General features: G+C 41.2%; 22 protein-coding genes and 1 other RNA gene. 1 reads left to right on the plus strand and 22 read right to left on the minus strand.

Features of this window, described 5'->3' with window-relative positions:
* Nucleotides 1-13: 13 nt before the first annotated feature.
* The 11 genes from purC to STO1_RS09495 all read right to left on the minus strand — a co-directional run bounded on the left by purC (nucleotide 14) and on the right by STO1_RS09495 (nucleotide 9251).
* On the minus strand, nucleotides 14-721 hold the full coding sequence (gene purC, locus STO1_RS09440) for a phosphoribosylaminoimidazolesuccinocarboxamide synthase (RefSeq protein WP_033583550.1): 708 nt from the start codon (nucleotides 719-721) through the stop codon (nucleotides 14-16).
* Nucleotides 722-887: 166 nt separating this feature from the next.
* Complete coding sequence (gene comB / locus STO1_RS09445) at nucleotides 888-2237, minus strand: competence pheromone export protein ComB (protein WP_096422945.1); 1350 nt, start codon at nucleotides 2235-2237, stop codon at nucleotides 888-890.
* Between the two features lie 12 nt (nucleotides 2238-2249).
* Nucleotides 2250-4403 (minus strand): peptide cleavage/export ABC transporter ComA, encoded by a 2154-nt coding sequence (comA, locus tag STO1_RS09450; RefSeq protein WP_096422947.1) that lies wholly within the window; start codon nucleotides 4401-4403, stop codon nucleotides 2250-2252.
* Between the two features lie 435 nt (nucleotides 4404-4838).
* Nucleotides 4839-5027 (minus strand): hypothetical protein, encoded by a 189-nt coding sequence (locus STO1_RS09460; protein WP_061588472.1) that lies wholly within the window; start codon nucleotides 5025-5027, stop codon nucleotides 4839-4841.
* Nucleotides 5028-5065: 38 nt separating this feature from the next.
* Nucleotides 5066-5236, minus strand: a complete 171-nt coding sequence (locus tag STO1_RS09465; RefSeq protein ID WP_007522555.1) for a H354_08695 family bacteriocin-like peptide — start codon at nucleotides 5234-5236, stop codon at nucleotides 5066-5068.
* 231 nt (nucleotides 5237-5467) lie between these two features.
* A complete protein-coding gene (locus STO1_RS09475; RefSeq protein WP_007522553.1) occupies nucleotides 5468-5644 on the minus strand; it encodes a class IIb bacteriocin, lactobin A/cerein 7B family in 177 nt (58 codons plus the stop codon).
* A gap of 282 nt (nucleotides 5645-5926) precedes the next feature.
* Nucleotides 5927-6103 (minus strand): hypothetical protein, encoded by a 177-nt coding sequence (locus STO1_RS09775; RefSeq protein WP_021164730.1) that lies wholly within the window; start codon nucleotides 6101-6103, stop codon nucleotides 5927-5929.
* On the minus strand, nucleotides 6084-6320 hold the full coding sequence (locus STO1_RS09480) for an acyl carrier protein (protein WP_007522551.1): 237 nt from the start codon (nucleotides 6318-6320) through the stop codon (nucleotides 6084-6086). The genes STO1_RS09775 and STO1_RS09480 overlap by 20 nt, the downstream gene beginning before the upstream one ends.
* Before the next feature lie 5 nt (nucleotides 6321-6325).
* Nucleotides 6326-7318: a phosphate acyltransferase PlsX gene (gene plsX, locus STO1_RS09485; protein WP_096422949.1), complete on the minus strand. Its 993-nt coding sequence runs from the start codon at nucleotides 7316-7318 to the stop codon at nucleotides 6326-6328.
* Entirely contained in the window at nucleotides 7315-8085 is a 771-nt protein-coding gene (recO, locus tag STO1_RS09490; RefSeq protein WP_096422951.1) for a DNA repair protein RecO, read from the minus strand. The genes plsX and recO overlap by 4 nt, the downstream gene beginning before the upstream one ends.
* On the minus strand, nucleotides 8082-9251 hold the full coding sequence (locus tag STO1_RS09495; protein WP_096422953.1) for a pyridoxal phosphate-dependent aminotransferase: 1170 nt from the start codon (nucleotides 9249-9251) through the stop codon (nucleotides 8082-8084). Before STO1_RS09495 ends, recO begins: the two co-directional genes overlap by 4 nt.
* A gap of 151 nt (nucleotides 9252-9402) precedes the next feature.
* Here STO1_RS09495 and STO1_RS09500 point away from each other — a divergent pair, with 151 nt between their 5' ends.
* Nucleotides 9403-10413 (plus strand): YeiH family protein, encoded by a 1011-nt coding sequence (locus STO1_RS09500; RefSeq protein ID WP_096422955.1) that lies wholly within the window; start codon nucleotides 9403-9405, stop codon nucleotides 10411-10413.
* A 29-nt stretch (nucleotides 10414-10442) separates the two neighbouring features.
* Here STO1_RS09500 and STO1_RS09505 read toward each other — a convergent pair whose 3' ends face one another.
* The 11 genes from STO1_RS09505 to STO1_RS09555 all read right to left on the minus strand — a co-directional run bounded on the left by STO1_RS09505 (nucleotide 10443) and on the right by STO1_RS09555 (nucleotide 19090).
* Complete coding sequence (locus STO1_RS09505) at nucleotides 10443-10880, minus strand: CoA-binding protein (RefSeq protein WP_061588468.1); 438 nt, start codon at nucleotides 10878-10880, stop codon at nucleotides 10443-10445.
* A 134-nt stretch (nucleotides 10881-11014) separates the two neighbouring features.
* On the minus strand, nucleotides 11015-11848 hold the full coding sequence (gene srtB, locus STO1_RS09510) for a class B sortase, LPKTxAVK-specific (RefSeq protein WP_096422956.1): 834 nt from the start codon (nucleotides 11846-11848) through the stop codon (nucleotides 11015-11017).
* A gap of 85 nt (nucleotides 11849-11933) precedes the next feature.
* Nucleotides 11934-12581: an amylase-binding adhesin AbpA gene (gene abpA, locus STO1_RS09515; RefSeq protein ID WP_061588466.1), complete on the minus strand. Its 648-nt coding sequence runs from the start codon at nucleotides 12579-12581 to the stop codon at nucleotides 11934-11936.
* Between the two features lie 340 nt (nucleotides 12582-12921).
* Nucleotides 12922-13890 (minus strand): ribose-phosphate diphosphokinase, encoded by a 969-nt coding sequence (locus STO1_RS09520; RefSeq protein WP_061588465.1) that lies wholly within the window; start codon nucleotides 13888-13890, stop codon nucleotides 12922-12924.
* Between the two features lie 214 nt (nucleotides 13891-14104).
* Entirely contained in the window at nucleotides 14105-14599 is a 495-nt protein-coding gene (locus STO1_RS09525) for a beta-class carbonic anhydrase (protein ID WP_172843656.1), read from the minus strand.
* A 72-nt stretch (nucleotides 14600-14671) separates the two neighbouring features.
* Nucleotides 14672-16033, minus strand: a complete 1362-nt coding sequence (gene radA / locus STO1_RS09530; protein WP_081102821.1) for a DNA repair protein RadA — start codon at nucleotides 16031-16033, stop codon at nucleotides 14672-14674.
* Complete coding sequence (locus STO1_RS09535) at nucleotides 16030-16497, minus strand: cysteine hydrolase family protein (protein ID WP_061588464.1); 468 nt, start codon at nucleotides 16495-16497, stop codon at nucleotides 16030-16032. The genes radA and STO1_RS09535 overlap by 4 nt, the downstream gene beginning before the upstream one ends.
* Nucleotides 16498-16506: 9 nt before the next feature.
* Complete coding sequence (locus STO1_RS09540) at nucleotides 16507-16950, minus strand: dUTP diphosphatase (RefSeq protein ID WP_061588463.1); 444 nt, start codon at nucleotides 16948-16950, stop codon at nucleotides 16507-16509.
* A gap of 54 nt (nucleotides 16951-17004) precedes the next feature.
* Nucleotides 17005-17104, minus strand: an RNA gene (ffs, locus tag STO1_RS09545) — signal recognition particle sRNA small type.
* A gap of 32 nt (nucleotides 17105-17136) precedes the next feature.
* Nucleotides 17137-17604, minus strand: coding sequence for a tRNA adenosine(34) deaminase TadA (tadA, locus tag STO1_RS09550; RefSeq protein WP_061588462.1), 468 nt, complete (start codon nucleotides 17602-17604; stop codon nucleotides 17137-17139).
* Nucleotides 17605-17803: 199 nt separating this feature from the next.
* On the minus strand, nucleotides 17804-19090 hold the full coding sequence (locus STO1_RS09555) for an adenylosuccinate synthase (protein WP_045616593.1): 1287 nt from the start codon (nucleotides 19088-19090) through the stop codon (nucleotides 17804-17806).
* Nucleotide 19091 lies beyond the last annotated feature (1 nt).

The following is a 19091-nucleotide window of genomic DNA, read 5'->3' on the forward strand; positions in this document are numbered from 1 at the left end:
AATTCTTATTCCTTTATTTCAGCTCTTGCAATTTTTCCCAAACAACTTCGTAAACGTCTGTTAGTTCACCTAGACCTCTACGGAAAACATCCTTGTCCATGTGGTTACCATCCGCATCCCATAAACGGCAGTTATCTGGCGAAAATTCGTCTGCCAAGATAATCTTGCCATCCTTGTCAAAACCAAACTCTAGCTTAAAGTCAATCAATTTGAGGCCAATCTCAGCAAACCAAGCCTTCAAGAGCTCATTGATACGACGGGTTTCTTCCTTCAAGTAAACAATCTGCTGGTCATCCGCAATTTTAAGGAATTTCACATGCTCGTCATTGATAAAGGGATCATCCAAATCATCATTTTTATAGTAAAATTCGACAATTGGAGTCTCAAATGCGATACCTTCTTCTACGCCAAAACGTTTTGAAAAGGAACCAGCCGTGTAGTTGCGGAGCACAACTTCCAAAGGAATAATCTCCACCTTTTTATTGAGTTGTTCCGTGTCCGAAATTTTCTCCACAAAGTGAGTCGCCACACCAGCCGCATTTAATTTCTCAAAAATAAAAGATGAAATCTGATTATTCAAGACTCCCTTGCCCGCAATCTGCTCCTTCTTGATACCGTTGAAGGCAGTCGCCTGGTCCTTGTAAGTTGAAATAATGAGATTTTCATCCTCTGTTGTATAGATGTCTTTAGCTTTTCCCGAATAGATTAGTTGTTTTGACATTTTAAAGTTCGCCTTTCGTTTTACTTGAGCACATTCTACCACAAAAGTATGAAAAATTCAAGATTTTTACGAATAAATAACGTTTTCCTATTTTAAGCATAAAGAAAAACTGCAAGATAAGCTTCTCTTACAGTTTTAAAATCATTTAACTCTAAAAACACGAACATTACTCTTGGTTCAAAAATTGATCCAAATAATAACGTAGATAACTTTTCCTGCCTGTAATCATCTGCAGGCGACCTTCCACCCCATAGCGAAGTTGTTCTGCCTGCTCAGGAGTCAGACTGGTCTCCGCCTCTATTTTAAAGAAATTTCCCTTTTCAGTCTTGGTAGCTGTCGCATCAATATTCGTAATGGCAGAAACAAGAACGAGCTCTTTGTTGGCATCTTTGCTTGTAGTGAAACGAACAGAATCACCGACCTTGAGCCTTGCAACATCTTTTGAACTGAGATAAGCTGTGAGTTTAGTTTTACCTTCTCGTTCCAAGGCTGGGTAGAGTTGAGCGAGCAAGGTGCCTTCTGCAACCATGGTAGAATCACTGGTTTCAGGATTAAGGTGAAGCACACCGTCCTCGCTTGCTATAATTTTCCCCTTGTCCAGCAGACCTCCTTGGACTTTCTTACCCGACTCTGCCTCCAAAATTTTCTGATCCAAAAGGGTTAATTCTTGACCGACTTTGACTAGGTGCTGAGACTTGAGGGATTCAAGCTGACTATCCAGTCCACTTGCGTAGGCTTGTTGAGCTCCAGAACCCGCATACTGCACACGATAAGTAGCTAAACCAGACTCTAGCTGGGCGATTTGTACATCCACCTGAGCAATAACTTGCGATTTAGCTCGTGGATCTTCTGCACCTTGATTTTTATAGGTCTGATAAAATGAGTAGGCTACATTTTGACTATCCAGTTGATCTCCTGTTTCAATCGCCGACTTAGCTGTCTGGTAATCGCGAATTTTAGCCTCTGTTTGACTAATGAGGTTGCCGATTTCGGCTTGGGTTTGACTAGCTGCCGCATTCTGCGAGGAGATGTTGGCATTTTGCTGCGAAACATTGCTCCTAAGACTACTAGCTTGGCTGAGATAGTCTCGAAACATCTCCTGATATCCAAACTTATCCTCCTCTGGAAAGTGGTTCCCCCCTTCTTGCAGGCTCTTCTGCAAATACTCCAACTGCTTTTTTTGATCCTTGAGCATGTCCAACTGACTAGCATAGGCCTCCGCTTGGACAGCTTCCGCCCCTTGCTGGTACTGAACGAGTAGATCACCCTGCTTGACAAGTTTGTTCTCTTCTAGATAATTGGCCACAATACGTTGATTGCTAGTCGACTGGATGTTGGAAATGATTCGACTAGGTTCGATAGTAGCTCTAGTAGACAAACTGATCTCCTTCTCTGCAAAGACTGCAAATCCAAACAGAAACACGAGCAAAAGCGACATGGGTACAATCACGCGACTGGAAAAATTATGGTAACGACGATGGTAAAACTCTGCGCTTTCTAAAAATTCTGGTTTCATCTTCTCCTCTTTCTAGCTATTGACCAAATGGGCGTAAAATTCACCTCGGGCAAGCAAGTCTGCATGGTTGCCTTCTTCGACAATCTTGCCCTGATCCAAGACAACAACCCTCTCTGTCCGCTCAGCAATGGTCAAGCGGTGAGCAATGAAAATCAAGGTCTTGTCTAAAGCCATGAGATTATCCACGATCCGCTTCTCTGTCAAGATATCCAGACTGCTGGTCGCCTCGTCCAATATCAGAACAGGCGCATCCGTTAAAAGAGCACGCGCCAAAGCAATTCTCTGCCGTTGCCCCCCAGAAATACCTGCCCCATCCGAAGTCAATTCTGTCTGATAATTCAGCGGCATCCGCTCGATATCTTCTCGAATCTCAGCCAATTCAACCGCTCGTAAGATATCTTCCTGAGTCGTCCCTTCCTTGGCTCCAAGGAGCAGATTCTCCAAAATCGTCCCATTAAAGACATAGGGCTGTTGAGGTAGGTAGTTGATATACTGACGCAAGGATTTTTTATCAATCTGATTGAGATTGACACCACCCAGGCTAATCTCTCCCTGACTAGGGTCATAGAAATTAACCATCATCTTGGCTAAGGTCGTCTTACCTGACCCTGAAATCCCCACAAAAGCTACCTTAGACCCTTGCGGAATGGTCAAATTGATATCCGACAAGACATCACGACCATAGCCATACTTATAGTGAACCTGCTTGAAGGTCATCTCTCCCTTCATCATGCTCAAATCTTCTACCGTTTTCTTCTCCTCAAACTCCGAAGCTACTAGATAAACCTCATTTAAGCGATTATTGGCAACCTGCGCTGTCTGAAGTTTGGTTTGTAGGTTAATGATATTTTCCAAAGGATTGGTAAAGTAAACAAGCAGGGTGTTATAGGTAATCAGCTGGCCCAAACTCATTTTCCCATCCATGACCAGAATAGCTCCCAGCCAGAGAACGGCAACATTGAGCAGGAGCTGAGCAACTTTTTTCAGAGCCTTTTGCTGACTTTCTGCCCGACTATAGGTAAAGGATTTTTTCAGATAAGCTACAAATTCCTTATCAATCTTTTGATAGCGTGAGCTTTCACTGGTCAAGGACTTAATCGTCTCAATACCATTGATGTCCTCAATGATAGAGGAAGACAGAACCGCATTGGCTTCCATGGTATCCCGATTCATCTTTTCAAAAGGCTTCATAAAGGCAAAGATGATCACGGTATAGATGGGAAGTGCCAATAAAGTCATGAAAAAGAGATTGGTATTTTGTGAAAATAAAACAAGTGAGATAATCAAAATCGTCGACACATCCAAAAAGATAGACAGAATGGTCGACGCTAGCGCATCGATGATGCTATTGGCGTCCGTAAAGCGAGATACGATCTCTCCTGTCCTGCGTGTCGCGAAAAAGGACATCGGCAGATGAAAAACATGCTTGATATAGGACAAAATCACATCGATGGACAACCGTTGCCCCAGAACAAGTAAGAGGTATTCTTGCGCATAAGACAAAATCTGCTGGAGGATATAGACGATGACTAGTCCTATTGAGATAATGCCCAAGGTCGAGCGCATCTGGTCTGGCACGTAACTATCAATGATGGACTGAAGGTAGTAGGAACCCACAATATTGATCAAGGTTACCAAGAGTGTCGCTAGGACGATATTGGTAATCAAGCCACGCTGTTTGAGTAAGATCGGCAAGAAGGATAGGAGTCCCTGTTTTTTCTCCTTATGAGGTTTATAGTCCGGTGATGGTGCCATAAAAATACTAACCCCTGTCCATTCTTGCTCAAATCGCTCACGGGAAATCTTGGTCAGCTTAACACTAGGATCTGGATCAGCGATATGAATGTGCTTTTTATCCTGACCTATCACCACATAGTAGTGGAGCAACTTCCCTTCCTTGAGCACATGGGCCACAAAAGGAAAGGTCAAATCGGACAAATCAAAGAGTGTCATATCCGCCTTGATAGCCCGTGTTTCAAAACCAATCTCCTCTGCTACCTTTACAAGACCCAATGCAGTTGTCCCATCCATGGTCGTCTTGGCTAACTCTCGCAAGTGAGCTAAGGAGTAATAACTACCATAGTAGCCAAATACCATGGCCAAGGAAGCCACGCCACAATCCATCTGATCCACCTGGGGACGATAGTGCCTTTTCCCAAATTTCATATCCATCTCCTTTTTCTATTAATCTCTTTAAAAATTTGTAAGATTATTTTAACCAAATAAGGATAAAAACAGGAAAATATTCCTAAATAAACCATTTTTGTACCTAAAACGCACCTTAAAAAACATAAACTATCATTTAAATGTAAAAAGGCAGAACAAAAGTTCTGCCTGTTTAAAGTAACCGTTAAAAAATGAATGCCTAGAAATAAACTATTCTGAAATGATATTTCTATAAAGCGAGATAAATGTCATCAAGGATGATGAAATTCTAGGTATGTCAAAACATTCAAACCACGTAGGTAGATTTATTTTGTTTATATTAGCCACGATTCTAATCATTAGATAAGCCATTGAGCTAGACAATACAATAAACTCTAGCCAAGCTTTTTGTAGTAATTGAACGACTTTCATCTCAAACTCCAATCTGATGGTCCATCAATTCCCAATCGTACTTTCTTTTGTTTTGTACTTGTATCCTACATAAAACAGACCAAGCAGAATTGGATAGGTTTCTGGATAAAACAAGGTATTGATCGGATTTTTCATAATCAAATACGTTGCGATATAAAGAATGATCGATACGACAAAATACCCCTCAGCAAATCCTAATAAGAATTGTTTCATAGCAGACTCCTATTTACTAAAAAACAATCTACTATTTTTTATCCACCTCGTGCTGCCGACTGATAACCATTATATGCCCCCCAAGCTAACAGTCCGATAGCCAAAATACCACCACCAACCACAAGTAACACTCCCCCACCATCAACTTCTTGCAATTCAATATCACTTAACGTAGTATAATTTTGTTCAATAGTTTGTAAATTTGACATATTTGTCCTCCATTTTAATAATAAAAATTAGTTTTCTTTTAATACACCGATAATAATCATCAATACACTCATAACAAATGCAGACAACAGGCCTTTAGTAGTACTGTTGAAAAAAGGTCTATCAAAAACGTAATAATTATATGCAGACAATCCTAAACCAACGGCAGTCACCACAATTGTAATAACGAGTAGTATAATCCAAAATGTTTTCTTGCTCATATTTATCAAAAACTATGGATGAGTAATGTAGTAGAATGTTTTACCAGCAGCTTCACCAACTTGATAAATCCCCCAGCCAATCGCAATACCCACAGAGACTACCTCCCAAGCAATCCCCCCATCCACATCCATCAACTCTTCTTCTGTAAGAGCTACAAAGTTCTGTTCCATTTTGTCAAAGTTTGTCATCTTTTTTCTCCTTTATTTCTATTTTTTAGTTTACGACTTCTAGATCTTAAACCATTTTTAAATCCAGATTGGAAAAATAACTGAAATCATTTCTCCCCTTCCTTTTCTTCTCACTTATCTATTCGAAAAATGATTGAAAATGAGCAGGTAAATTTCATTTATTTCAAATACCATTTGATAAACCATGGCAATAAGATTGGTAAATACATCGCGTAATCTCCTTCCCTTTTTCCTTACCTATCTATTCGAAAAACAATTCAAAAACGAACAATTCATTCATTTTTATTTTAAAAACCACTTAATGAACCACGGATAAAGACCGGTCACATACATAAACATTCCTCCTTTTATCTTTCTCATCTCTTTATTCGCAATTTCTACCAAAATTTTCTCTTTTTTCTGCAAATAAAAAACAACATGACTTGCATGCTGCTTTTTGCTATTCTTTACTTTTGACAACTTCTACCACATCTCCTACACTTTGCAGTTGGTCAATTTCCTCATCACTGATTTCAATCCCAAATTCATCTTCTAGTGTCAAGACAAACTCCATCAAGTCCACTGAGTCTGCATCTAGGTCATCTTTCAAACTCAAGGCCTCTGTTACGACAAAATCCTCTCCCTGTCTTTCTTGGATAATGGTTACAATACGGTCAAAAATTTCTTTTTCTGTCATCTTTTTTATTCTCCTGAAAATTCACGCGCAGTCTGGGCAACTACGTCTGTTTCTAGCATGGTACGAATCTGGCGAATCGTACTATACACAGCCTTGGCATCACTTGAGCCATGAGTCTTGACAACCGGTGCCTTAACACCAAACAAGACCGCTCCACCAACATCTGAATAGTTGAGTTGCTTTTTCAAACCTTTAAGGCTATCCTTGAGAAGAAGAGCACCTAGTTTCGCTCGAAGACCACCACCTGTGATAGCTGTCTTAAGCAAGCCCATGATACCCATGGCTGTCCCTTCAATAGATTTGAGCACAGCGTTTCCCGTGAAACCATCTGCCACAACAACATCCGCAACGCCATTCATCAAATCACGCGCTTCCACGTTTCCGACAAAATTCAAGCTTTCATCAGCTGCTAGCAAGGCGTAGGTTTCCTTACGAAGGGGATCACCCTTGCTACTCTCTGTTCCATTATTGAGCAAACCAACACGTGGTTTCAAAATCCCACGAACATTTTTCGCATAGAAGGAACCCAAAACAGCGTATTGGTGCAGATGATGGGCTGTATTTTCCGCATTGGCACCGAGATCTAGCATATCAAACCCTTTGCCATCAATGGTCGGCAAGGTAGACATGAGTCCTGGACGATCGATATTTTTGATACGACCCACAATGAAGAATCCTGCAGCCAACAAGGCACCTGTATTCCCAGCTGAGAGGACAGCGTCTGCCTCTCCTTCTTTGACTGCCTTAGCCGCTAATACCATACTGGCATTTTTCTTCTTACGAATAGCTTTTGTAGGTTCATCATCAAAATCAATCTTCTCATCCGTATGGATAATGCTGACACGTTCTGTCCCTGTTAGATATTGCTTGATTTTGCTTTCGTCTCCATAGAGTTGAACCTCAATATCTGAAAAGTTAGCCAGGGCTTGATTGACACCCTCAACGATAGCTTGAGGTGCATAATCGCCCCCCATAGCATCTACTGCGATTTTTTTCATTTGTCTTCCTCTTTTAGTAATTGTCCCCAGTCTGCTAGGGAATCAATAAATTTCTTTGATTTTAGGTGAATTCCAACATACTCTTCGTAGATTTGGTCTATAAACTTGCGCAAGTCTTGCTTGATTTCGGGCTTGAGCGAAATGGTCTCTAAGGTCTCAAAATCAATGGCTTGAAATTGATTGAGTAGATAAGGGATATTGGGATTGAGATGGCAACGTCTCTCATCTTCATGATAATGCTCTGGGCAGAGGCAGGCTCCATATTTGAAAGAAAAGTCAAAAGCCTGACCGATCCGATGGCAAAAGACACACTCATTAAAATTGAGACTAATTCCAAATCGGGTCAAGATTTGAATTTCAAAAATATTGGTCAAAACCTGATAATCCAAACCCTCTTCCATCAACTCCAAAGTCTTTTGCAAAAAAGTAAACAAGGGAGCATCCTGCTGGTTATCCTGCAAACTAGCATCTGCAAGAGCAGCAACATAGGTCGCATAAGCCATGACAAAGAGATCACTATTAATCTTAGGAAAGGTCATCACCTCATGGTAGTCCTCGATATAGCTGAGCCCATCATCATTGATTCGTAAGAGAAATCGCGCCAACACCAAGGGCTGAATAACCGGAGCTAGTTTGGACTGACCAGCGTGTTTGACGAAAAACATGCGCTTGCCAGCCTGCTCGGTAAAAATCTTGACTAACTTGTCATCCTCACGAAAATTACGATTGTAGAGCACCAAGCCTTGACTCGTGATAGACTGAATCATGCTTCTCTCATGTACTCCTCAAGTCGTTTCATGGCTTCTTTGATAGTCTCCATGCTAGCTGCATAAGATAGGCGAACATGGCCTTCTCCGTAGCGTCCAAAGGCGGCACCAGGGATAAAGGCAACAGCCTTCTTCTGAGCAAAATCCTTCAGAAAAGTAAAGGAATCTTGATTGTAGCCAGCAGGAATCTTAGCAAAGATATAGAAGGCACCGTCTGGTTTAATAATCTCAAAACCAAGAGCAGTCATTTTCTCGATAATATAATCACGACGCTGGATGTATTCCTTCTTCATAGGCTCCGCATCGTTTTTACCCGCCGTCAAAGCTTCTACCGCAGCATGTTGCGCCATAGTATTTGCGGCAGTAACCAAGTACTGGTGACTCTTGATTAACTGAGCTGTAAAGGCTGCAGGAGCAAAGATAAAGCCTAAACGCCAACCTGTCATAGCATGAGACTTAGATAAACCATTGATAATAATAGCCTGGTCTCTCAGCATAGTTCCCAAAGATACATGGGCTTCGCCTGTATAGGTTAATTCTGAGTAAACCTCATCACAGACAACGAAAATCTCATACTTGCGTAAAACGTCCGCCAAGGCTTCCAACTGCTCCCGACTATAGGTAATTCCTGTCGGATTGGCTGGATAGTTGAGAATGACCGCCTTGAGCTTGTCGCCTTGCTCCAAAATGGCCTTTTCCAACATCTCAGGAGTCAAGACAAAACCATTTTCAATTGTATCAATCTCGACAACCTCTGCCCCAACTAGATTGACAATTGGCTCATAACCTGGATAGGCAGGAGCTGGCAAGAGCACCTTATCTCCTTCTTCCAAAATAGCTGTCAAAGTAGCAGATAAAGCCTCTGTCGCCCCAATTGTAACCAAGATTTCATTTTCAGGATTGTAATCTAGCTGGTATTTTTCTTTTACAAAATCACTGGCTGCCTGACGTAATGTTAACAGACCACTCATCCCTGTATAGTAGGATTGGTTCTGGTCGATGGCTCGCTTAGCCGCTTCCTTAACATGATCTGGCGTTGTAAAATCAGGTTCTCCCAAGGTCAAACGCAAGACCCCAGGAATCTCCGAAATAGCCTGGTCAAACTGACGAATCAACGAAACTTGAATCTTATCTAATTGTTTATTAAAGCGCTTAGTTAAGTCCATAGATATCCCCCTTGCTTACAGAACATAGTACTATTATACTACAAAAGCTCCCTGACCGCAAAATCCATCTGAACCCCGCATTTTTCACTTTCTGTTTTACTTTTCTTCTCGACAGGACTATAATAATAAGTGCTTATTTTCGGAGGTTTATATGTCATTTTTATCAAAAAATGGAGCAGGAATCTTGGCCTGCCTTCTCATTTCTATCGTATCTTGGTTCCTGGGAGGATTTTTCCCCGTCGTGGGTGCACCTGTCTTTGCAATTTTTGCTGGAATGCTCCTCCACCCCTGGCTCTCACCCTACAAACAACTAGATGCAGGTTTGACCTTTAGTTCAAAGAAATTGCTCCAGTATGCCGTTATCTTACTCGGTTTTGGTCTCAATATCTCGCAAGTCTTCGCAGTTGGACAATCTTCACTCCCCGTCATCCTTTCCACCATTTCGATTTCCTTGATTGTTGCCTACCTCTTCCAGCGTTTCTTTGCGCTAGACACAAAACTGGCTACCTTGATTGGAGTGGGGTCTTCTATCTGTGGTGGCTCTGCCATTGCTGCGACAGCGCCCGTTATCCATGCCAAGGAAAAAGAAGTTGCCCAAGCCATCTCCGTTATCTTTTTCTTCAATGTCTTAGCAGCACTTATCTTTCCAACGCTAGGAACATGGCTTCACCTATCCAATGAAGGTTTTGCCCTCTTTGCGGGTACTGCGGTCAACGATACTTCTTCTGTAACGGCCACAGCTAGCGCCTGGGACAGTCTTTACCAAACCAATACCCTTGAGTCCGCAACCATTGTTAAACTCACGCGCACCTTAGCGATCATTCCCATCACTCTCTTTCTCTCCTACTGGCAAAGTCGCCAGCAAGAAAATAAACAAGGCGTACAACTGAAAAAAGTTTTCCCACTTTTTATCCTTTATTTTATCCTGGCCTCCCTCTTAACGACTCTCCTTACCTCTTTCGGTGTGCCCAGTAGCTTCTTTACCCCTCTCAAACAACTCTCTAAATTCTTTATCATCATGGCCATGAGTGCCATCGGTCTCAAAACCAATCTGATTGCCATGGTTAGATCCAGTGGTAAATCTATCGTCCTCGGAGCCCTTTGCTGGATTGCCATCATCCTCACCAGTCTTGGCATGCAAGCATTGATTGGTACTTTATAACACAAAAAAGGTAGCCCATGGCTACCTTTTTATTGCTCAAGAATTAAGCGAGTATGTTCTCTCTTGATACAGCGATTCATCACAATGTCATCGCATCCCCCAGCACGCAGGATTTCTTCCGCTTCTAGATTTTCTAGCCCTAGTTGTGCCCAAAAAATCCTGGCATCAGCCTTGAGAAAATCACGCGCCACATCTGGTAAAAACTCGCTACGTCGGTAAACATTGACAATATCCACAGGAAAAGGAATCTCAGCTAGGCTTGCATAGGCCTTTTCTCCCAAGATTTCACCACCTGCAGCTTTGGGATTGACTGGAATGATTTTGTAGCCTCGAGCCTGCATTTCCTTAGTCACTCGATTGCTAGTTGTTTCTTCACGATCGGACAAGCCTACTACCGCTAACGTTTTACTGGTTGCAAGATATTGACGGACCACACCATCACTTGGATTGATAAATTCTTGGCTCATAGAAATCCTCCTTTTTCATCAGTATAGCATATTTTACTAATATTGACTATATTTTACAATTCATCATATAAAAAACTTCTTAAATCTGTTTAAAGGATTTAAGAAGTTAAAAAATTATTTCTTTTTATTTTAGTTTATCTTGTTGCTTTATATGCAAGTTGATCACCATGTTGCTTCACAAACTCATTGATCTCTGAATCAGGAATTTGGCGAAGGTAAAGATTGGCACGAATAGTATCATCCTCTTCACGACAAGTTGAGAGGACAAGATACTTATCTGTAGCAGATACTTTTACATTTGGTTTCTTAACCTCTGCTGTATCATAAATTGTAGTTAACTGCTTTTCAAAATCTTTATCATCTTCAAAACTGGTACGATAGAAGGCTGTTTCTTCTGGTACAATAATCATCGCAACAGCTTCGTAGTAATACTTTCTATCGGGTGTTTCTATAACAACATAGGGGTGCTCATTAAAATATTCTTGACGACTATAGTAGTTCACATCGTTAAACATACGATGATCACCAACCTTACTACCTCTAGCATGACCAAATAGCCAAGTTAAATGATCACTAAAATCTTTCTTATTATCAGCATCCATGAAAACCGCACCTAAATAAGGCACCTGTTCACCTTCAAAGGTCTTATTTAGATAAGTCTCATTGTCCTTTGTTTGAACAACAGGCTCGTCTAACTGTGTACCAGGAGCATAAACATAAGCAATTGTTTCAGAATTAGTTGCAGTTAAGCCCTTAAATCTATTTGAAAGATATTCTTTTTCTTCTGCACTAACAACATAGGCCGGTTTCGATGCTTCCTGAGTAACTTCTGGTTCGTTAGTTGTTCCCTTTGGAGTTGTATAACTATTAAATACAAAATAGCCACCTATTGCAACAAGCGCTACTGTAAGCACGGAGAGAATAATTTTCCAAATGGATGCTTTGGTTTTTTTAGAACGTTTACTCATTTTTTCCCCTTCAACTATTCTACTATTATCAAAAAAATCACTGAAACAAAGTTTCAGTGATAGGATACTTCACCAAATAAATGAATTATTTAGCAGCGTGTGTTTTTGGAAGAGCTTTTTGACCAGCTTTTGCATCTACACCAGCTTTTTTAGCTGCTTCAGCAGATTTTTTAGCTTGATCAGCTACACCTGGTTTACCTTCTTCAGGTTTAGCTGATGGCTTATCAGCTGCTGCTTGACCAGGTGCTGCTTGACCAGGTGCTGCTTGATCAGCTGCTGCTTTACCATGTTCTTTCTCGTAACGAGCATTCTTTTGTTCTGGAGTTTCGTTCAAGATGTAGTAATTACCTTCAGCTTTCTTCGCTGAATTTTGAACTTCTTGGAATTTTTGTACGTACTCATTACGTACATTCAAGAATGCAGTATTGTAAGCTGCCTCATAAGCTGCTTTCTTTTCACCATAAAGGTGTGATCCGCCTTCGACAGCATCAAATTCTTTTTTAGCTGCTACAACTGCTGGATCAGCTGCTGCTTGAGCTTTGATTTCTGCTGCATGATTGTTAAGGTACTCTTCAACTGTACGAGCACTTACAAATTCAGATTGGTTTTCATATGCTTCACGTGAATCATATGCTCCAGGAGTGTTAGCTCCACCATTGATATCTGCAAACGCTGGGGCTGCTGCAGAAAATACTGCAAGAGCTACTACTGATGACAATAAAACTTTTTTCATTGTTTTATCTCCTCTTTAATTTCTTATTTAATTTATAAGGTCTTGCCTTATTACCTAAAGTATATCATATATATTGTGATTGTCAAGTATTTTTTTAATTTTTTTTAAAAAAATCTAATAAAGCAAGTAAGAATTTCGTTACATAAAATAAGAAAGCGTTTTTAATCTATGTCAACTAATAGATTATACGCAAAAAACGAACAATATATCCCGGAACTTCTTTAGATCTATGCATTTATTAAATCTCTGTTTAGAATCTCTTAAAATATATTATAAAATAAAGTTTTCATTATTATTAGATTCTCTACCATTATAACTCACATATTTTCAGTTGTAAGTTTTAAATCTTTTTCTCAATACAAAACAGGGGAGAAAGAGGACGTTTTTCTTGGATACGAATAATAGCATCTCCCAGAAGATGAGCAATCGAAATTTGTTCAATCTTATCAATCAAACGCTCTTCTGGTAGGTAGATAGTATCCAAAACAACCAATTTCTTAATAGCTGATTTTTGGATATTGTCCATAGCTGGCCCAGAAAGAACTGGGTGCGTACAGCTTGCGTAAACTTCAACAGCACCTGCTTCAGCAAGAGCGTCCGCTGCATGACAAATAGTTCCAGCTGTATCGATCATATCGTCAATCAAGATACAAGTCTTACCTTCTACCTTACCAATGATGTTCATCACTTCACTGGTATTCATCTTGTCTACACTACGGCGTTTATCAATAATCGCAATCGGAGTTTTCAAAAACTCCGCCAATTTACGAGCACGAGTCACCCCACCATGGTCTGGGCTGACAACCACATAGTCAGAGCCAACCATGCCACGGCGTTCAAAATAGTCCGCAATCAATGGAGCACCCATCAAGTGATCTACGGGAATATCAAAGAATCCCTGAATCTGTGCAGCGTGCAAATCAATCGTCAACAAACGATCCACACCAGCCACTTCTAGCATATTTGCCACAAGTTTTGCAGTGATTGGCTCACGCGCTCTCGCTTTTCTATCCTGACGTGCGTAACCATAGTAAGGCATGACAACGTTGACAGATTCTGCACTAGCCCGCTTCAAGGCATCTACCATGATCAAAATTTCGAGCAGATTGTCATTTACAGGTGAGCTCGTTGATTGTAAGATAAAGACGTGTTTTCCACGGATTGATTCTTCGATGTTGACCTGAATCTCTCCATCTGAAAATTGGCGAACAGTCGATTTCCCCAACTCTATCCCAATCTCTTGTGCCACACGCTCTGCCAATTCTCTATTAGAAGAAAGGGCAAACAGCTTTAAATCAGAAAAAGACATGATTTCCTCCGGTATTTATGTATCACTTGTTTTTCACAACATTTTCCATCTACCATTGTAGCGCTTTTCCCTTTATTTTTCAATCAAAAATAAAACAAGAGCAAACATTTATACCCTTGTTTTTTTGCTACTTTATATTAGCTACATTAAAATTAAAATTGCTACATTTGAAGTAGCAATCTTATGCTAGGATTAGAAATTCTGCGAGATAAAGTTAGTATACTTCTCTCATACTCCCTGTATCCACATCATAGACAGCACCTGAAATAACCACATCATCAGGAATCAGTGGAGATTCTCGAAGCAATTGCATATCCTCTCTCACACTCTCTTCAACATCCTGGAATGGTAAAAAATCTTGATCAAACACATCAACCCCGAGTTCGTGCTTCAAATGCTCTTGAAAAGCCTCATTTTGAAAGGTCTGAGCTCCACAGTCTGTATGGTGAAGCACCACAATTTCACGTGTGCCCATTTGTTGCTGAGAGATCACCAGAGAACGAATCATGTCCTCAGTTACTCGACCACCCGCATTCCGCAAGATATGAGCATCCCCAAGGGCCAAACCAAGAGCATGGGCAACGTGTAGACGCGAGTCCATGCAGGTCACGATCGCTACTCTGGTTTTGGGTTTAAGTGGCAAATTTAACTGCCCATGTAGGGCAACATAAGCCTGATTGGCTTTCATAAACTGTTCAAAATACGACACGTTTTCCCCCTTAAAAATTTGATAATCAAATATTTCTCCTATCTTATCATTTTTAAGAGGATTTGTCACGGATTATGCAAAGACCTTTTTCAAAACTTCCTGAATAGTCGTCACACCAATGACCTCAATTTCCTTGGGTGGAGTGATTCCTGTCAAGGAATTCTTGGGTACATAAATCTTGGTAAAGCCCAATTTTGCCGCTTCATTGATACGTTGTTCGATACGATTCACGCGTCGAATTTCTCCGGTCAAGCCCAGTTCACCCACAAAACATTCCTGAGGATTGGTTGGCTTGTCTTTATAGCTCGAAGCAATAGCAACCGCAACTGCTAAATCAATGGCAGGTTCATCCAATTTGACACCACCAGCAGATTTGAGATAGGCATCCTGATTTTGCAAGAGAAGCCCTGCACGTTTTTCCAAAACAGCCATAATCAAACTAGCACGATTGAAATCAAGCCCTGTCGTCGTGCGCTTGGCATTCCCAAACATAGTCGGTGTCACCAAGGCTTGCACTTCAGCAAGAATTGGACGTGTCCCTTCCATAGTTACCACGATGGATGAACCAGTCGCCCCGTCCAAACGCTCTTCTAGGAAAACTTGACTCGGATTGAGCACCTCAACCAACCCACCTGACTGCATCTCAAAGATGCCAATCTCATTAGTGGAACCAAAGCGGTTTTTGACTGCTCTCAAGATGCGGAAGGTATGGTGGCGTTCCCCTTCAAAGTAAAGCACTGTATCTACCATATGCTCCAACATACGCGGGCCGGCCAGAGTACCTTCCTTTGTCACATGCCCTACGATAAAGATAGCGATGTTATTGGTCTTAGCCAACTGCATGAGCTCAGCTGTCACCTCACGCACCTGAGAAACAGACCCCTGTACCCCTGAAATCTCAGGAGACATAATAGTCTGGATAGAGTCGATAATAAGAAAGTCTGGTTGGATGCGCTCCACCTCTGCACGAACACTCTGCATATTGGTCTCTGCATAGAGATAAAACTCGCTATCAATATCCCCCAAGCGCTCTGCCCGTAGCTTAATCTGTTGGGCAGACTCCTCCCCACTGACGTATAGAACCGTACCCACTTGAGATAACTGGGTTGAAACTTGTAGGAGAAGAGTTGATTTTCCGATTCCAGGATCTCCCCCAATTAGGACGAGACTTCCTGGAACCACTCCGCCTCCAAGGACACGGTTGAATTCCTCCATCTCCGTCTTGGTTCGATTGACATTGATTGAAGTTACCTCAGCCAGTTTCATAGGCTTGGTTTTATCACCTGCCAAGGACACACGCGCATTCTTGACCTCTGCAATCTCTACCTCTTCTACAAAAGAAGACCAAGATCCACAGTTGGGACAGCGCCCTAGATACTTAGGTGAATTATACCCACAATTTTGACATACAAATGTCGCTTTTTTCTTAGCTATAATAATTCTCCTTTTACGGTTACTCCGAAAGAATGCCACTTATACAATGTATTTTGAAATTTATTCTGGTTGGCAACTCCGACAGCAGACAAATCGACAGAAACCTGATAATTCTCCTTGACAGCTGCCAAGACGGAAGCCTTGACACAGAAATTGCCATCTACCCCTATAAACTCTAAGCTCTTAGCACCATTTCCCTCTAAAAAATCTTTTAAATCTGGATTAGTAAAGCAAGAAGCTCGACACTTCTCAAAGATACGAGAAGATACAACTAACAAGTTGGTCGCAAATTTCTTCTTTCTATCTTTTCTCTCCCAGAAAAAACGATTGAGAATATAGATAACTCGGTCGCTGGGATAAGTAGCAATTTTGTCATTTACAGCTGCAGTCAGTTCTTCATGATATACTTTTCCTACAGCAACATAATCTGACTGCATGTCTACAACTAATAAATAGTCTGCCATTTTATCCCTCTATTTCCCTGTCGATCCAAATCCACCTGTTCGAACACCATCCGCCTCATCTCCATCTGCAATTAAGAAAGGCGCAAAGACAGCCTGAACTACACGTTCGCCAACTTCAAGAACAACTTCCTGGTGAGTAATATTTTTCATCTGAGCAAAGATATGTCCTTCATTCCCTGGATTGCCATAATAGTCTCCGTCAATGACACCCACAGAGTTAATCAAGACCAAGCCCTTTTTACGAGGATTTGAAGAACGGTCATAGAGATAGAGCACTTCTGTCGGTTGCATATAAGCCTTGACCCCAGTTGGAACGAGGACAATCTCCCCTGGAGCAATCACTGTTCGTTCGGCAACCTTTAAATCATAGCCAGCTGCATGAGCTGTCTCACGCTTAGGCAACAAATTTTCATCTGTAAAACTCGAAACCAATTCAAAACCACGAATTTTCATATTTTTCTCTTTTCTATTATCATTTATTCTAGGCTATTTTATCTTATTTATTCGAAAAAAGCACGAAAAAAGAGCACACAATTCACACTCGCTTAGGGCTGCTGGATTCCTCCCCTGACCCGCTTCACGCAGAACTGTTGCTCCACTGTTTATTATACCACATTCCCCTCTGTTTTTAAAGAGAAATTATTTTTTCCGTCGATTTCGGAAAAAATCCTGCATAATTGCTGCACACTCACTCTCCAAAACTCCCGTTTCAACCTCTACACGATGATTGAGACGCTCATCTGTCAAAATATCGTACAAGCTTCCAGCTGCACCAAATTTCTGATTCTTAGCCCCGTAGACTACCTTTGGAATACGGGCAAGCCCGATTGCCCCACTACACATCACACAGGGCTCAATGGTCACAAAAAGGGTACAATCCAGCAGACGCCAACTTTCTTCACTCGCGTTCGCATTCTCTATGGCCATGATTTCTGCATGCATAACCGCCCGTTGCAACTCTTCGCGTGCATTATGCCCCCTACCAATGATTTCTCCATCCTTGACAATCACACAGCCAATTGGAATTTCATCGTGTTCTAGAGCAATTTCTGCCTCCTTCAAGGCCTCTCTCATGAAGTTTTCTTTTTCTTCAACTGTATAATGCATCAATTTTTCCTTTTCCTACTTGTCGATTCTATTATTATATCATGATTCCCAAGACAAAAAAAGCCACCCAATGGGGTGACTTAATAGGGAGATTATTATGAAAAAGAAAAGTTTAGGATTTTGCTACAACAAGTTAGGAGGTCTTCTTGTAACTGTCTATAGTATACCCAACCTGTCTTAAACTAATCTTAAAAATCTCCTATGACCAAACACTTTCTAAAATATTAGTTTGTTCACGACCGGGACCTACTGAGAAAGTTGAGATACGAACACCAACCAACTCGCTTACACGACGAACATAGTTACGTGCATTCTCAGGAAGGTCTTCTAAATTACGGACTCCAGTGATGTCTTCTGACCAACCTGGCAATTCCTCGTAGATTGGCTTGCAACGTTTCAACTGCTCAAGACTAGCAGGATAGTAATCAATACGTTGACCATCAAGATCATAGGCCACACAGATTTTCACAGTATCCAAACCACTCAAAACATCGATAGAGTTCAATGAAAGATTGGTAATCCCAGATACACGGCGGCTGTGACGCATCACAACTGAGTCAAACCAACCCACACGACGTGGACGGCCAGTTGTTGTACCGTATTCATGACCTACTTCACGAATGCGATCCCCTACTTCATCAAATAATTCAGTTGGGAAAGGTCCATCTCCTACACGACTTGTGTAGGCTTTACATACACCTACAACCTTGTCAATCTTACTTGGACCAACACCAGACCCAATTGTCACACCACCAGCGACAGGGTTTGACGACGTAACAAATGGATACGTACCTTGGTCAATATCCAACATAACACCTTGCGCACCTTCAAAAAGCACACGTTTGCCATTATCAAGCGCATCATTTAAGATAACAGACGTATCTGTCACATACTGCTTGATTTGTTGGCCGTACTCATAGTACTCTTCAAAAACATCATCAATTGAAATAGGAGTACTGTCATACAATTTTTCAAACAGACGATTCTTTTCCGCAAGATTGCGTTCCAAACGTTCACGGAAAATATCCTTATCCAAAAGATCAGCAATACGAATCCCAACACGAGCAGCTTTATCCATATAGGCTGGACCAATACCCTTGATAGTTGTCCCAATTTTATTGTCGCCCTTAGCTTCTTCTTGTAGACGGTCTAATTCAATATGATATGGCAAAATGACATGCGCACGATCCGAAATGCGTAAATTATCTGTTGTCACACCTTCATCATGAAGATAGGTCAATTCTTTTACTAGAGATTTAGGGTTTACAACCATCCCGTTCCCAATAACAGAAATCTTTTCGGGGAAGAAAATACCTGATGGAATCAAGTGTAACTTAAATTTCTTGCCATCAATCACAATTGTGTGACCAGCATTGTCACCACCTTGATAACGAGCAATCACTTCTGCATTAGCTGAAAGAAAATCTGTAATTTTCCCTTTACCTTCATCACCCCACTGGGTACCAACAACAACAACTGAAGTCATA

This window comes from Streptococcus oralis subsp. tigurinus, assembly GCF_002356415.1.
GTDB classification, from domain to species: domain Bacteria; phylum Bacillota; class Bacilli; order Lactobacillales; family Streptococcaceae; genus Streptococcus; species Streptococcus oralis_F.